Raw genomic sequence first — 14,271 nt, forward strand, 5'->3', positions numbered from 1 at the left:
CTCAGCGGAATATAAAAGGAGGTTTAATGCAACCATTAACCAGTAAAAAGAAAATATTAATACAAAAGCCACTTAATTTTGCGGAGCGGATGTATCTGCCTGCATTAGGAAAGGGACTGGCTATTACGATCAGTCACTTCTTCAAAAAAGAAGCAACGATCAGATATCCTGAAGTTCAGCGCGAAATGTCTATCAACTGGAGAGGGATGCATTCCCTGAAAAGAGATGAGGACGGAAAGGAACGTTGTACTGCTTGTGGATTATGTGCATTATCATGCCCTGCAGAAGCGATCACTATGATTGCTGCTGAACGTAAACCAGAAGAAAAGGACTTGTATAGAGAAGAAAAATATGCGGCTGTATATGAAATCAATATGCTGCGCTGCATTTTCTGTGGTTTATGTGAAGAGGCTTGTCCAAAAGAAGCAATTTACCTGGATGGCCCTATCGTTCCTTCAGATTATTTACGTAAAGACTTTATTTACGGTAAAGATAAGCTGGTAGAAGAGCCTCTTGTAAAGAAATAATGAAATTGAAGCGGGTAATCGCTTCTTGATATAAACAGTTTATACATTTGCCGTTTACGGCTTTAAAACAAAAATAATAAATGGGTACATCAGTATTCTATTTGGTCGCTTTTTTAAGTATTTTCTTTTCACTGATGGTGATTTTCGCAAAGAACCCAGTGCACAGTGTACTTTATCTGATCGTAACGTTTTTTACGTTCACAGTCCATTACATTTTGCTTAATGCGCAGTTTCTGGCAGTGGTAAACTTTATTGTGTACATGGGGGCAATTATGGTACTCTTCCTGTTTGTCCTGATGCTGCTCAATCTCAATAAAGAGAATGAACCGCTAAAGTCTGGTTTAGTAAAGGTTGTAGGTATCGTTGCCGGATGTTGTCTGGTTGTGACACTGGTTGGCTCTTTAAAGGCTACAGCTGTATCTGATCCACTGGTATTGCAGAATCCAAACTTAGGTCTGGTTAAGAACCTGGGTAAAGAATTGTTCGGTCCATTTATGCTGCCTTTCGAGTTGTCTTCAATTCTATTGCTTACAGCTATGGTGGGTGCCGTATTATTAACTAAAAAAGAAAAAGTATAGTGAATAATCTTACTCAAACCTTACAGGGTGTACCGCTTAATCATTATATATGGTTAAGTGCTATCATTTTCACCATCGGTGTAATAGGCGTACTGACCCGCAGAAATGCTATCGTAATTTTTATGTCGGTAGAATTGATGCTGAATGCTGTTAATTTATTACTTACTGCTTTCTCTGTACATAGCAACGATCCTTCGGGACAGGTGTTTGTGTTTTTCATCATGGCTTTGGCAGCGGCCGAAGTAGCAGTGGGCTTAAGTATTATTGTAATGGTTTACAGAAATACGCAGTCTACAGATATTAATGTATTGAATCGCCTTAAGTGGTAATTATTAAGAATAAATTATAAAATGATAAATTTAGTTTGGCTGGTTCCGTTAATTCCTCTTTTAGGCTTTATCATCAACGGTCTTGGGAGAAATACATTATCCAAAAACCTGATCGGTTTTATTGGGAGTAGCGTGATATTCATATCTTTTGTGATTAGTATCGGCATCTTTTTAGCTTTAGGCAATGATGCTGTGAAATCGCATGAGGTTTTCTTGTTTGACTGGATCAGTGCCGGTTCATTAAAAATTCCGGTTTCCTTCCTGGTAGATCCATTGAGTTCAATCATGTTGCTGATCATCACCGGAATCGGTTTCCTGATTCATGTCTACTCTATCGGGTATATGCATGATGATGAAGGGTTTGGTAAATTCTTCAGCTATTTAAACTTGTTTATCTTTTTCATGTTGTTGCTGGTTCTCGGATCAAACTATATCGTGATGTTTATCGGTTGGGAGGGTGTTGGTTTATGCTCTTACTTACTGATCGGCTTCTGGTTTACCAACAGCAGTTACGCAACAGCAGCAAAGAAAGCCTTCGTGATGAACCGTATTGGTGATTTAGGCTTCTTAATCGCGGTATTCCTGATCTTCACTACATTTGGTAGTGTAGAGTTCTCTAAAATATTCCCGCTGGCAGGCAATATGCTGCCTGGCAATTCTACCATTGCATTAATTGCTTTGTTATTATTTGTAGGTGCTTGTGGTAAATCTGCACAGATTCCATTGTTTACCTGGTTACCAGATGCGATGGCTGGCCCAACGCCTGTTTCTGCCCTGATTCACGCGGCAACAATGGTAACCGCTGGTATCTATATGATTGCACGTTCCAATGTCTTGTTTGATCTCGCTCCGGTAGTTCAGCATTTAATTGCAATTATTGGTCTGGCTACAGCCGTTATGGGTGCATTGGTTGCCCTGACGCAAACAGATATTAAAAAAGTACTGGCTTATTCTACGGTATCTCAATTGGGGTATATGTTCTTAGGGCTAGGTGTTGGTGCTTACAACGGTTCTTTCTTCCACGTGATTACACATGCTTTCTTTAAAGCATTATTGTTCTTATGTGCAGGATCGGTGATCCACGCGATGCACCATGAGCAGGATATGAGACATATGGGTGGTTTACGTAAAAAACTTCCGGTAACTTTCTTAACCATGCTGATTGGTACGATAGCGATTTCAGGTTTACCTCCGTTCTCAGGTTTCTTCTCGAAAGACGAGATTCTTTCTCATGTATATGAGTATAACAAAGTAATGTGGGCAATCGGGGTATTCACTGCCTTTTTAACTGCATTCTATATGTTCAGAATGTTGTTCCTTACCTTTTTCGGTAAATACAGAGGCACACACCATGCGGAAGAAAAAATTCATGAGTCGCCAAAAAGCATGACTATTCCGTTAATCGTTCTTGCCGTGCTTTCAGCTATCGGTGGTGCAATTGGTATTCCTGAGTCATTAGGTGGTTCACATTGGTTATCACATTGGCTTGAGCCGGTTATCCAGCATCATGGAGAAGCGCCGGATCATGCTACTGAATATATTTTAATGGCTGTTTCGGTTGTAGGTGTATTGATTTCTATCGCATTTGCTTATAGCAAATACGTGAAACAAAACCATGTTCCTGTTGCAGACGAAGGACAACGTTCTGCATTGGCTAAACTATCTTATCATAAGTTTTATGTAGATGAGATTTATGATACTTTAATCAGAAAACCTCTGGATGCTATTTCAGTATTCTTTTATAAGGTATTTGATAAAAAGATTATTGACGGTATTGTCAATGGTTTAGGATGGAGCACATCGGAAGCGAGTAAAGGGGTAAGATTACTGCAATCTGGTAATGTTGGATTCTATATTTTTATGATGGTCGTTGGAATCATCTCGTTGTTATTGTATACTTATTTATCTCTATAAAAGATCGTCCAAGAAAACATAATGGAACAACTTTTAATACTTCTAATATTTCTGCCAGTAATTGGTGCACTGGTTACAGCATTTACCGGCAATGCCGCTAAACATGTAGCCCTGGTTTTCGCTGTTGCTTCATTGGCATTAACAGCTGTTGTTGCCGGACAGTTTATCCCGGACGCAAGCACTCAATTTGTCGTAAACTTACCCTGGATCCAGGATCTTGGAATTCATTTCCATGCAGGTATCGACGGGATCAGCTTAATCACGGTATTGCTGACCAATGTGCTGGTACCAATTATCATATTGGCAAGTTATCAGCATAACTATAAATCGCCGGCTGGCTTCTTTGCTTTAATCTTATTTATGCAGGCAGGTTTACTGGTTGTATTTACAGCAATGGATGCGTTCTTATTCTATATTGGCTGGGAAGCTGCATTAATTCCAATCTATTTTATCTGTGCAATCTGGGGAGGTAAAGACCGCATTAAAGTAAACATGAAATTCTTTGTGTACACTATTGCTGGTTCTTTATTTATGTTATTAGGGATCATTTACCTGTACTTACAGAATCCTGCACATAACTTTGATATACAAGCATTTTATCAGCTTCATTTAGATCCTGTTCAGCAGGGTTGGATATTCTGGTCATTCTTTATTGCTTTTGCGATTAAAATGCCAATTTTCCCTTTTCATACCTGGCAGCCGGATACTTATACTGAGGCACCAGCAGCAGGTACGATGTTACTTTCGGGTATCATGCTGAAAATGGGTATTTATGGTGTAATCAGATGGTTACTGCCAATTGTACCAGCAGGAGTACAGGAATGGGGTAACACCGCAATCATCCTGTCTATTATCGGAATCGTCTATGCTTCTTTAATTGCTTTCAAACAAAAAGATGCGAAAAGACTAATCGCTTATTCATCTATTGCCCACGTAGGGTTAATCTCTGCAGGTATCTTTGCTTTAAATACGCAGGGTATGCAAGGCGCAATGATCCAGATGTTAAGCCACGGTGTAAATGTGATCGGGTTATTCTTTGTGCTGGACATTATTTTCTCCAGGGTAAAAACAAATACAATTGCTGAGCTGGGTGGTATTGCGAAATCAGCACCAAAACTGGCAATTGCATTCCTGATCATTGTATTGGGAACAGTAGCTTTACCAGGGACCAACGGTTTCATCGGGGAGTTTCTATTGCTGATCGGTATTTACCAGTACAATATCTGGGCTGTCGTATTTGCAGGTTTAACGGTTATTTTTGGTGCGGTATATATGTTCCGCCTGTACCAGAATATTATGTTAGGTAAAACCAATGAGCTTACTGTTGGATTTGCAGACATTAAAGGAACTGAACAAATTGTATTGGTTATAATTTGTGCGTTGATTATCGTATTAGGTGTTTATCCTAAACCAATTCTGCATTTATCAGAAGCTTCGGTACAACAATTATTAGAACAGGTAAATCAAAAATTAACATCGGTAAAATAAGGAAATGAATATCATTATAACAATTGTTGTTACAGCTTTAGCGGTGCTTTATGCAGGTTTATTCAAAGCGAAGAAAGCTTTGTTACCACTAACTCTTGTGGGGTTATTGATCTCTCTGGCCTTTGCAGTTACAGCCTGGAATTCTAATACGGTGTATTATGGAATGATGGAGATGGACAATTTTGCCATCGCTTTTTCTTCTCTTACTATTTTAGGGACGATTTTCATCTTTTTACTGACGCAGAATTACTTTGCGAAGGATAGTGAAAACGTGGCAGAATATTATACTTTGATCTTATTCGCCCTTTCGGGTATCGTGATCATGGTATCTTATACCAATATGTCCATGTTATTTATTGGAATAGAAATTATGTCGGTGGCTTTATATATCCTTGCGGGTATACGGAAGAGCAATTTTGCTTCCAATGAGGCTTCTTTAAAATACTTCCTGATGGGCGCCTTTTCTACAGGTTTCCTTTTATTCGGGATCACTTTAGTTTATGGTGCTACGGGTTCATTCAGCCTGCATGCAATCAATCAGTACCTGATCGGAAACTACCAGGCCGTATCTCCATTGTTTTATCCTGGGGTAATCCTGATCATGGTAGGTCTGTGTTTCAAAATCGGTGCTGCACCTTTCCATTTCTGGACTCCGGATGTATATGAAGGCGCACCTTCTCTGATTACTGCTTTCATGTCTACTGTAGTGAAAACTGCTGGTTTTGCAGCCTTCCTGCGTCTTTTCGCTGGTACTTTCGCTCCGCTTCATGATTTCTGGATGCCACCTTTGATGGCTATTGTATGTATTACCTTGTTTATTGGTAACATTACTGCCCTTTTCCAAAAGAACTTCAAAAGGATGCTTGCTTATTCAAGTATCTCTCATGCTGGTTACCTGTTATTCTCTTTAGTTACATTGACTGCCAATTCGGCAAACAATGTAATGGTTTATGCAGCAGCCTATACTTTTGCCAGTATTATTGCTTTCGCCGTATTAATTTTAGTGAAACAGAAAACAGGCCATGATAATTTTGAGAGTTTTAACGGATTGGGAAAACGTAATCCTTTAGTAGCGCTGGCATTGACAATTGCGATGCTTTCTCTTGCAGGGATACCACTTACTGCTGGTTTTATAGGAAAATACCTGATGTTTTTAAATGTCATGAATGAATACCAGGTCTACCTGGTTGCATTTGCGATTTTAAATGCGCTTGTAGGCTTTTACTATTACTTAAGGGTAATTGTCGCCATGTACTTTAAAGAAGGCTCTGAAGTCGTTTTAGAAACGCCGGTTCAATACAAAGTGGTTTTAATTTTATCTGTAATCATCACGATATTCTTAGGAGTTTATCCAACTATAATATTAAATCTGATATAGGCATTTCTCAGGAAATTATTTGTAATTTTACGATTACTTGAACTATGCACGATTTCTGGACCTCCGTACATCACTTTATTGATCCTGAGAAATTACTTAAAGAAGGTGGCTTTTACGTCCTGATATTCGTAATTTTTGCTGAGACAGGATTATTTTTTGGATTTTTTTTACCTGGGGATTACTTACTGTTTCTTGCCGGGATGTTCGTGGCGACGGGTAAACTTGACGTAAATATTTACGTACTTATCTTTGGCCTGATTGCATCGGCGGTTTCAGGTAATTTTACCGGTTATTGGTTTGGAAAGAAAACAGGGCCGGTTTTATATGATCGTAAAGATACTTTCCTCTTCAAAAAACGCTATCTTAAAGCTGCTGAAGCTTACTATCACAAACAAGGTGCTTTTGCTTTAATTATGGGACGGTTTGTTCCCATTGTCAGGACTTTTGCACCAATTATTGCCGGGGTTGTCAGACTGGATTTTAAGAAGTTCGCACTATATAATATTTGTGGTGCTTTTTTATGGATAACATCTTTAACTTTGCTGGGCTATTTTCTTGGCAAGAAATTTGAAAAGGAAATCAACGCTTACCTGCTTTATATTATTGTAGGTTTTATGGTTATAACTACTATCCCGCTCCTCTATACTTTTTTGAAGAAGCGGGTACATACAAACGAAGAGAATAAATAACAACATTAAAAAAATGCAAATAGACACAAAACATCCCTGGCACAGTGTTTCTCCAGGTGCTAATTTACCAGAATCGGTAAATGCTATTATTGAAATTCCTAAAGGATCAAAAGCTAAATACGAAATAGATAAAGACTCTCATTTGATTAAATTGGATCGTGTCCTGTTTTCTTCTGTCATGTATCCTGCAAACTATGGTTTCATTCCTCAGACTTACTGTGATGACAATGATCCATTAGATATTCTTGTTTTATGTTCTGTGGATGTTTACCCTTTATCTATTGTTGAGGCAAAAGTTATTGGTGTAATGCACATGGTGGATAATGGTGAGCAGGATGATAAAATCATCGCTGTTGCAAAAAATGATATGTCAGTAAACTATATCAATGACATTTCTGAATTGCCACCACACCAGATGAAAGAAATCGTAAGATTCTTCCAGGATTATAAAGCTTTAGAAGAAAAGAACGTAACTATCGAAAAGTTGATGGGCGTTACTTATGCTTATAAAGTTATTGAAGAAAGTATAGAACTTTATAATAGTACATTTAGAAACAACTCTTAATGGGCTTTCAAATATTCTTAACCTTTTTCTTAGTCGTCTTAAACGGCTTTTTCGTTGCAGCTGAGTTTGCAATCGTTAAAGTCAGAGCGTCGCAAATAGAAATTAAGGCTAAATCTGGTAATAGAGTAGCTAATATTGCTAAATATATTACACAACATCTTGATGGATACCTGGCTGCAACGCAGCTGGGTATTACATTGGCATCACTGGGATTAGGCTGGGTTGGAGAATCAGTAATGGAACATCTGTTACACAATCTATTAACTTCATTAAACCAGTCCCCTGAATTCATCGATTCCTTCTCGAAAACTGCTTCTCCAATTATTGCATTCAGTTTTATTACGATTATGCACATCGTATTCGGAGAGCTTGCACCAAAATCAATTGCTATTCAGCGCCCCGTAGCGACTACACTTTTTATCTCTGTTCCGTTACAGATTTTCTATGTAGTTTTCAGACCGTTTATCTGGTTACTGAATGGGTTCGCTAATATTATCCTGAAAGTTTTTGGTATTTCGACAGTTGGTGGTCACGAGGCGGTACACAGTACAGAAGAACTATATTACCTGTTAGATCAGGGAAGAGAGAGTGGCGCGCTGGATAACAACGAGCATGAACTCATCCGCAACGTTTTTGATTTCAATGAACGTGTGGTTAAAAATATTATGGTACCCAGAACCAAGATTTCAGGTATCGAACTGTCTACGCCAAAAGAAGAAGTGATTACATTGATTATCGCTGAAGGATATTCAAGGATGCCGGTATATGATGACATTATTGATAAGATCATCGGTATCATACATGCTAAGGACGTTTTGCCTTTACTGGCTGGAAATAAAGAGTGGTCATTAAAAGATATTATCAGAAAGCCTTATTTCGTTCCGGAAACGAAAAAGATCAATGATCTGTTAAGTGAGCTTCAGCAGAAACGTATTCAGATTGCTATTGTTATCGATGAATTTGGTGGTACAGCTGGTATGGTGACACTGGAAGATATTGTGGAAGAAATTGTAGGGGAAATTCAGGATGAGTATGATGAAGAGAAGCCTACCGTAGAAAAGATTTCTGATACAGAGTTTGTCATCAATGCTTATGCAACGGTTTACGATGTGAATGAACACCTTCCGCATGATCTTCCTGAAGATCTGGATTTTGATACCGTTGGTGGTTTAGTCTCTCATGCTTTTGGAAAAATCCCTGATGTAGGGGATAGCGAAGAATGCTACGGATATTTATTTACCATTCTGAAAAAGACAGAGCAAAACATTGAAACGATCAAGCTTGAATTGGTGATCAGTAACAATGACCTGGTAGATAACCACTAAAATCAGATAAGATGCACGTTTTTTATACGCCGGATATTACCGCTGATTCCTATATTTTAAATGAGGAAGAAAGCAGGCACTGTATGAAAGTCTTGCGTCTGGTAATCGGTGACGTTGTACACCTGATTGATGGTAAAGGCGGGCTGTATGAAGCAGAGATCATCGCTGAATCTAAAAGAAATGTAACCTTGCGTGTGTTGAAGACCACCAGGGAATATCAAAAGAGAAACCACGGCCTTCATATTGCCGTGGCCCCTACAAAAAATATAGACAGGCTGGAATGGTTCCTGGAGAAGGCGACGGAGATTGGGATTGATACCATTACCCCACTGATCTGTGAGCGTTCGGAGCGTAAGATTGTTAAAGAAGAGCGCTTGAATAAAGTGATCACTTCGGCAGTTAAGCAATCGCTGCAGGCTTACCATCCGGTATTAAACGATGCTGTTGGTTTTAAGGAGTTTATCAGTAAAAATACCGCCGACTATAAAATGATTGCACATTGTGTAGACGGAGAACCACGTGGCTTTATCAGCCAGGTTTCCAAACCAGGTCAGAATTATCTGATCCTGATCGGGCCGGAAGGAGATTTCACTCCAAATGAAATTCAGTTGGCTTTGCAAAATGACTTTAAACCATTAACTTTAGGTAATACACGTCTCAGGACAGAAACTGCTGCTTTGGCTGCATGTTTTGAAGTGAATTACTTAAATAGATGAAATTCAAGCTACTAACCTTTTTCCCTTTACTGATTTTATTGACAAGCAGTTTTAATACCCCTGCTTATCAACTGGCAAGACTTAAATACAGTGGTGGAGGGGATTGGTATGGCAACAGGACAGCTTTAGTTAACCTGGCTGCGTTTTGCAATCAGAACCTGCGTACTAATTTCGCTCCAGAAGAAGCTGTAACAGAAGCGGGTAGCCCTGAAATCTTCAATTATCCTTTTGTCTATATGACTGGGCACGGAAACGTGGTATTCAGTGCACAGGAAGCACAAAACATCCGTCGTTATTTAATAGGAGGAGGGTTTTTGCATATTGATGATAACTATGGTCTGGACAAATATGTGCGGGTACAGATGAAAAAGGTATTTCCTGAGTTATCCTTCATCGAATTACCTGCTAATCACCCGATTTATAATGAAAAGTTTAAATTTCCTAATGGCTTGCCCAAAATACATGAACATGATGGAAAGCGTGCACAGGGCTTTGCGCTGTTATGGGAGGGTAGAATAATTTGTTATTATACCTATGAGTGTGATTTAGGGAACGGCTGGGAGGACTTTGGAACTTATCCGGGAGATACGGCCGAAAAAAGAAGTAACGCGCTTAAAATGGGCGCAAATTTAGTCAGTTATGTTTTAACCCATTGATATGTACAAAGTAAAAGTAAATGAAACTTATGAATTTGATTTATCAGCTGTAAATGACACTTTACAACTGAATGGTCAAGCAGTTCCAGTCGACGTAAGGGAGCTTCAGGATGGCCACCTGCATTTCATCTATAAAAATAAGTCCTATAATGCTGAAGTGGTTTCTGAGAATCACGAAAACAAGACTTCGGTTGTTAAAATAAATGGAAAACTATACGAAGTAGCGATCGAAGATCAGTTTGACAGTTTACTGAAAGCTATGGGAATGGGGGCTGGTAGCGGGAAAACCGCAAGAGAGGTTAAGGCACCTATGCCTGGTTTAGTGTTGAATATCAACGTGGCCGAAGGGCAGGAGATTCAAAAAGGTGATAACCTGTTGGTCTTGGAGGCTATGAAAATGGAAAATATGCTAAAATCAGTAACTGAAGGGGTTATTAAAAAGATAAATATCAGTAAAGGTGATAAAGTGGAGAAAAACCAGGTTTTAATAGAATTTGTATAATTGCCTAAAATAAAAAAAGAGGAACTTTTCAGTTCCTCTTTTTTTATAAGCTTATGTTTTTAGCTTATTTCTTTTTCGCATTGAAAGGCTTTTGCTGTTTAGGTTTAAATTGAGGTTTTCCGACAGAGCGGATCTCAGAAGCACCCAGCATGGTCATCGCACAGCGGAAACCAATGTCAGCAGTAGATTCATCTTGTGGTAAGAAGCGTCTGGTTGCAGGGTTTAACCATAAAGCCTGGTCATCCCATGAGCCTCCTTTGTAAACTCTTGATTTATTATTTACCAGTGTAATTTCACCATATAATTTGCTTTCCTCATCGCGGAAACCTCTTTGGTCAGCATAAGAATTCTTTAGCGTATCTGCTTTAGCGGTAGCGGCTTGTTTCTCTGCCCAGGTTTGTTTTTTACCAGATACAGCAGCAGTCATAATAGGTCTGTTGTAAGCGTCTTTCTCCAATCTTCCTGTTAACGGATCAGCAACTTTTTTGTCCTGGTAATAATTTCCTCTGTATGGGTTTAAAGCATCTGCATCTGCAAAAGTATTAGAGCGGTAAACATCGGCTACCCACTCATTCACGTTTCCAGCCATATTGTATAAACCGAAATCATTAGGTACGTAAGAACGAACAGGGACCGTAATACTTCCTTTATCATTCAGTGTACCGCCAACACCCATGTAGTCACCTTTAGTTCTTTTAAAGTTGGCCAGGATCAAGCCACGGGTCTTGTTCTTTGCAGAACTGATACCCAGACCATCCCATGGATAAATCTTGTTGCTGGAGATATTTTCGTAATTCGTATTTCCGATTAAGCCTAAAGCTGCATATTCCCACTCAGCTTCTGTAGGCAAGCGGTATGGTTGTTTGATAATACCGTCTTCTAACCTTACATTTCTGGTTGCACCACCTTTTTGACCTTTAGCATTTGCATTGGCTGCAGTAGCCGCAGGACTAAAATCTTTCATGGCTTTAGTTCCCTTATCGTCATACTGCCCATTTAAATAAATGTCTGTATTGAAAGGGCCGGTCGGCTTAGCCGCAGTAGCTGCAGCATTCGTTTTTTTGCCATTTTTACCAGTACCATTCAGATCCTTGTAGCTGGTCATATAGTTTTGCTCTCTTAAAAGAGATTCATTGACGATATCCGTTCTCCATTCACAATATCTTTGTGCCTGTTCCCAGCTTACACCTACCACAGGATAGTCCTGATAAGCAGGGTGTCTTAAATAATTGTCAACGTAAGGTTCATTGTAGGAAAGAGGCCTGCGCCAAACCAGCGTATCAGGTAACTCGTTGTAATAATATTCGTAGTTAGTTGGGTCAACTTTTCTGATCCAGTTGAGGTATTCTAACCAGTTTGTATTGGAAACCTCGGTTTCATCCATGTAAAAGGAAGATACTGTTGTTTCTCTTTTGTGGTTATAATCTTTAAGCTCCTGTCCTGGAACATTGGTCGCGCTTCCGCTCATCACAAATACGCCACCTTCAATCTCAACCAAACCCGGACCAGGTCCGCGTTTGAATTTGTTATTTACCTGAAACCCTCCGTTTTCTGGTCTATTGTATGCTAATCCTGTCTTTTCGGAGGTTGCACTTTTTTTCGATGTGCACGAAATTATTGAGGAAACAGACAATAAAAAAGCAAATGAATATAGGTATGTTTTTTCCATAGTTGCGTATTGAGCTATTCTAACTGTTAAAATTACACAAAAAAAGATCGATGAAACAAAATAATTGAATAATATCATCATAGATTAACATCTTGCAATATATATCCGCACAAATGTTAAGTCTTAACTTAAATAAATTGCTTATTTAAATTATATTTGAAAAAGAGAGTCAACACTGACCCATACCTATCTATGAACCTGAACAAGAAAATCAATTAATGAGGATAAAAAAACTGAAGTGCTCTTCAAGATTTCTATTGATTTGCTTCTTTTTTGCTGTAGAAACTTTTTCTCTGCAGGCCCAGACACCAGAAACACAAAGTAATGGCAGCAGGTTTAACAGTTTGAAAACGGCAGTCCCGTTTTTACTGATCACGCCCGATGCGAGAGTTGGAGGGATGGGAGAAGCCGGTGTGGCGATCTCGCCTGATGCGAATTCTGGTAGCATTAACCCTTCTAAACTTGCTTTTCTGGAAGAGAAATATGGATTTTCAGCTTCTTATAGCCCATGGTTGAGAAGTATTGTTTCTGATATTAATTTAGGCTATCTGAGTGGGTTCTATAAATTGGATGACAGAACAACATTAGCTGCTTCAATGCGTTATTTTTCCTTGGGTAAAATACAACTGACTGATGCGAATCAGCAAGAGCTGGGTACTTCCAGCCCAAGTGAGTTAGCTATTGATGCAACTTTTGCGCGTCGTTTTGGAGATTCTTTCTCTTTGGGAACCTCTGTCAGATATATTTATTCAAACCTGGCAGCAGGAAACTTTGGCGTCGGACAGCAATCAAAAGCGGGTAAATCTCTTGCGGTGGATGTTTCCGCTTATTTCAAAAAGCCAACCTATATGCTTGGACATGATGCGATTGTATCCGCTGGTGCGAATATTTCAAATATCGGTACAAAAATGAGTTATGTAGATGGCGGTCAGAGTGCTTTCCTGCCTACAAACCTGAAAATCGGTGGAGCTGCGACGCTGATCCTTGATGATTACAATGAAATAACGCTTGCACTGGATTTCAATAAACTTTTAGTGCCTACCCAGCCTATTTATAACCAGGACGGAAGTATACAATCGGGCAGAGATCCTGACCGTTCAGTTCCTTCTGGTATCTTTGGTTCGTTCAATGACGCGCCAGGAGGTTTCAATGAAGAGGTAAAGGAGATCAATATTGCTTCAGGACTGGAATACTGGTACAATAAGAAATTTGCACTCAGAACCGGCTATTTCTATGAAAGTCCACAAAAAGGGGACAGGAGATATTTTACTTTAGGTACAGGCTTTAAATATGAAAGTTTTAATTTCGATGTATCTTACCTGGTTGCAAGTGCCAGAAAAAGCCCGTTAGCGAATACTTTGAGGTTTACCTTATTGTTTAATTTAGGGAATACCAGTAAATAAATATAAATAAAATGAAGATTAAAGTAGGATTTGGATTTGACGTACACCAGTTAAAAGGTGGTCATCCATTCGTGGTTGGGGGAGTAAATCTTGAACACCATCAGGGGGCATTTGGACATTCAGATGCCGATGTTTTATTACATGCAATTTGTGATGCTTTATTAGGGGCTGCAAACCTTCGCGATATTGGCTTCCATTTTAAAAATACAGATCCAAGATGGAAAGGAATCAGCAGTGTGATTCTTTTACAGGAAACGGTAAAACTGCTGACTGAGAAAGGATGGAGCATTGGAAATATTGATGCGATGCTTTGTCTGGAGGCACCGAAAATCAATCCGCACATTCCACAGATGCAGCAGAATATTGCTGACGCGATCGGTATGTCCACAGAAGATATTTCCATTAAAGCGACGACCAATGAAACGATGGGTTTTATCGGTCGGGAAGAGGGTGTTGTTGCCTATGCAGTTTGCCTGATTGAAAAATAAAAAACAATTGATGCTGCAAGGGCGTTATGTAGAAAAACCCCTTA

At 39.2% G+C, this 14,271-nt stretch carries 15 protein-coding genes; 14 read left to right on the plus strand and 1 reads right to left on the minus strand.

The genetic code is table 11. The annotated features are described in order from the left end of the window. Positions 1-26 precede the first annotated feature (26 nt). The 12 genes from AY601_RS22015 to AY601_RS22070 all read left to right on the plus strand — a co-directional run bounded on the left by AY601_RS22015 (position 27) and on the right by AY601_RS22070 (position 10,667). The gene (locus AY601_RS22015; RefSeq protein WP_068405179.1) at positions 27-527 is read left to right on the plus strand and encodes a NuoI/complex I 23 kDa subunit family protein; all 501 of its coding nucleotides are present in this window, start codon (positions 27-29) and stop codon (positions 525-527) included. An 80-nt stretch (positions 528-607) separates the two neighbouring features. After that, a complete protein-coding gene (locus AY601_RS22020; RefSeq protein ID WP_068405181.1) occupies positions 608-1,105 on the plus strand; it encodes an NADH-quinone oxidoreductase subunit J in 498 nt (165 codons plus the stop codon). Further along, positions 1,105-1,434 (plus strand): NADH-quinone oxidoreductase subunit NuoK, encoded by a 330-nt coding sequence (gene nuoK / locus AY601_RS22025; protein ID WP_041883890.1) that lies wholly within the window; start codon positions 1,105-1,107, stop codon positions 1,432-1,434. Before AY601_RS22020 ends, nuoK begins: the two co-directional genes overlap by 1 nt. Positions 1,435-1,455: 21 nt before the next feature. Further along, positions 1,456-3,348: an NADH-quinone oxidoreductase subunit L gene (gene nuoL / locus AY601_RS22030; RefSeq protein WP_068405183.1), complete on the plus strand. Its 1,893-nt coding sequence runs from the start codon at positions 1,456-1,458 to the stop codon at positions 3,346-3,348. A 21-nt stretch (positions 3,349-3,369) separates the two neighbouring features. Beyond that, positions 3,370-4,836 (plus strand): complex I subunit 4 family protein, encoded by a 1,467-nt coding sequence (locus tag AY601_RS22035; RefSeq protein WP_068405184.1) that lies wholly within the window; start codon positions 3,370-3,372, stop codon positions 4,834-4,836. A gap of 4 nt (positions 4,837-4,840) precedes the next feature. After that, positions 4,841-6,214 carry an NADH-quinone oxidoreductase subunit N gene (locus AY601_RS22040; protein ID WP_068405186.1) on the plus strand — a complete coding sequence of 458 codons (1,374 nt, stop codon included), beginning with the start codon at positions 4,841-4,843 and terminating at the stop codon, positions 6,212-6,214. A gap of 44 nt (positions 6,215-6,258) precedes the next feature. Further along, positions 6,259-6,903 (plus strand): DedA family protein, encoded by a 645-nt coding sequence (locus tag AY601_RS22045; protein WP_068405187.1) that lies wholly within the window; start codon positions 6,259-6,261, stop codon positions 6,901-6,903. Between the two features lie 13 nt (positions 6,904-6,916). Then, entirely contained in the window at positions 6,917-7,468 is a 552-nt protein-coding gene (locus AY601_RS22050) for an inorganic diphosphatase (protein WP_183868339.1), read from the plus strand. After that, complete coding sequence (locus tag AY601_RS22055; RefSeq protein WP_068405188.1) at positions 7,468-8,793, plus strand: hemolysin family protein; 1,326 nt, start codon at positions 7,468-7,470, stop codon at positions 8,791-8,793. Before AY601_RS22050 ends, AY601_RS22055 begins: the two co-directional genes overlap by 1 nt. An 11-nt stretch (positions 8,794-8,804) precedes the next feature. Next, the gene (locus AY601_RS22060; RefSeq protein ID WP_068405189.1) at positions 8,805-9,509 is read left to right on the plus strand and encodes a 16S rRNA (uracil(1498)-N(3))-methyltransferase; all 705 of its coding nucleotides are present in this window, start codon (positions 8,805-8,807) and stop codon (positions 9,507-9,509) included. Further along, on the plus strand, positions 9,506-10,165 hold the full coding sequence (locus tag AY601_RS22065) for a DUF4159 domain-containing protein (RefSeq protein ID WP_068405192.1): 660 nt from the start codon (positions 9,506-9,508) through the stop codon (positions 10,163-10,165). The genes AY601_RS22060 and AY601_RS22065 overlap by 4 nt, the downstream gene beginning before the upstream one ends. A 1-nt stretch (position 10,166) precedes the next feature. Continuing rightward, a complete protein-coding gene (locus tag AY601_RS22070; protein ID WP_068405194.1) occupies positions 10,167-10,667 on the plus strand; it encodes an acetyl-CoA carboxylase biotin carboxyl carrier protein subunit in 501 nt (166 codons plus the stop codon). Between the two features lie 64 nt (positions 10,668-10,731). Here AY601_RS22070 and AY601_RS22075 read toward each other — a convergent pair whose 3' ends face one another. Continuing rightward, positions 10,732-12,336: an SUMF1/EgtB/PvdO family nonheme iron enzyme gene (locus tag AY601_RS22075; RefSeq protein ID WP_068405195.1), complete on the minus strand. Its 1,605-nt coding sequence runs from the start codon at positions 12,334-12,336 to the stop codon at positions 10,732-10,734. A gap of 218 nt (positions 12,337-12,554) precedes the next feature. Here AY601_RS22075 and porV point away from each other — a divergent pair, with 218 nt between their 5' ends. Beyond that, positions 12,555-13,739 (plus strand): type IX secretion system outer membrane channel protein PorV, encoded by a 1,185-nt coding sequence (gene porV / locus AY601_RS22080; protein ID WP_068405200.1) that lies wholly within the window; start codon positions 12,555-12,557, stop codon positions 13,737-13,739. Positions 13,740-13,750: 11 nt separating this feature from the next. Continuing rightward, the gene (gene ispF, locus AY601_RS22085) at positions 13,751-14,227 is read left to right on the plus strand and encodes a 2-C-methyl-D-erythritol 2,4-cyclodiphosphate synthase (protein WP_068405202.1); all 477 of its coding nucleotides are present in this window, start codon (positions 13,751-13,753) and stop codon (positions 14,225-14,227) included. Positions 14,228-14,271: the final 44 nt, after the last annotated feature.

The sequence above is a fragment of the Pedobacter cryoconitis genome (assembly GCF_001590605.1).
Taxonomy (GTDB): Bacteria; Bacteroidota; Bacteroidia; order Sphingobacteriales; family Sphingobacteriaceae; genus Pedobacter; species Pedobacter cryoconitis_A.

What these genes read in the sequence shown, in the direction of transcription:
- AY601_RS22055 (WP_068405188.1), top strand. Translation starts at nt 7,468, where the DNA reads ATGGGCTTTCAAATATTCTTAACCTTTTTCTTAGTCGTCTTAAACGGC.
- porV (WP_068405200.1), top strand. Translation starts at nt 12,555, where the DNA reads ATGAGGATAAAAAAACTGAAGTGCTCTTCAAGATTTCTATTGATTTGC.
- AY601_RS22015 (WP_068405179.1), top strand. Translation starts at nt 27, where the DNA reads ATGCAACCATTAACCAGTAAAAAGAAAATATTAATACAAAAGCCACTT.
- AY601_RS22050 (WP_183868339.1), top strand. Translation starts at nt 6,917, where the DNA reads ATGCAAATAGACACAAAACATCCCTGGCACAGTGTTTCTCCAGGTGCT.
- nuoL (WP_068405183.1), top strand. Translation starts at nt 1,456, where the DNA reads ATGATAAATTTAGTTTGGCTGGTTCCGTTAATTCCTCTTTTAGGCTTT.
- AY601_RS22035 (WP_068405184.1), top strand. Translation starts at nt 3,370, where the DNA reads ATGGAACAACTTTTAATACTTCTAATATTTCTGCCAGTAATTGGTGCA.
- AY601_RS22060 (WP_068405189.1), top strand. Translation starts at nt 8,805, where the DNA reads ATGCACGTTTTTTATACGCCGGATATTACCGCTGATTCCTATATTTTA.
- AY601_RS22075 (WP_068405195.1), bottom strand. Translation starts at nt 12,336, where the DNA reads ATGGAAAAAACATACCTATATTCATTTGCTTTTTTATTGTCTGTTTCC.
- AY601_RS22020 (WP_068405181.1), top strand. Translation starts at nt 608, where the DNA reads ATGGGTACATCAGTATTCTATTTGGTCGCTTTTTTAAGTATTTTCTTT.
- AY601_RS22065 (WP_068405192.1), top strand. Translation starts at nt 9,506, where the DNA reads ATGAAATTCAAGCTACTAACCTTTTTCCCTTTACTGATTTTATTGACA.
- AY601_RS22070 (WP_068405194.1), top strand. Translation starts at nt 10,167, where the DNA reads ATGTACAAAGTAAAAGTAAATGAAACTTATGAATTTGATTTATCAGCT.
- AY601_RS22045 (WP_068405187.1), top strand. Translation starts at nt 6,259, where the DNA reads ATGCACGATTTCTGGACCTCCGTACATCACTTTATTGATCCTGAGAAA.
- ispF (WP_068405202.1), top strand. Translation starts at nt 13,751, where the DNA reads ATGAAGATTAAAGTAGGATTTGGATTTGACGTACACCAGTTAAAAGGT.
- AY601_RS22040 (WP_068405186.1), top strand. Translation starts at nt 4,841, where the DNA reads ATGAATATCATTATAACAATTGTTGTTACAGCTTTAGCGGTGCTTTAT.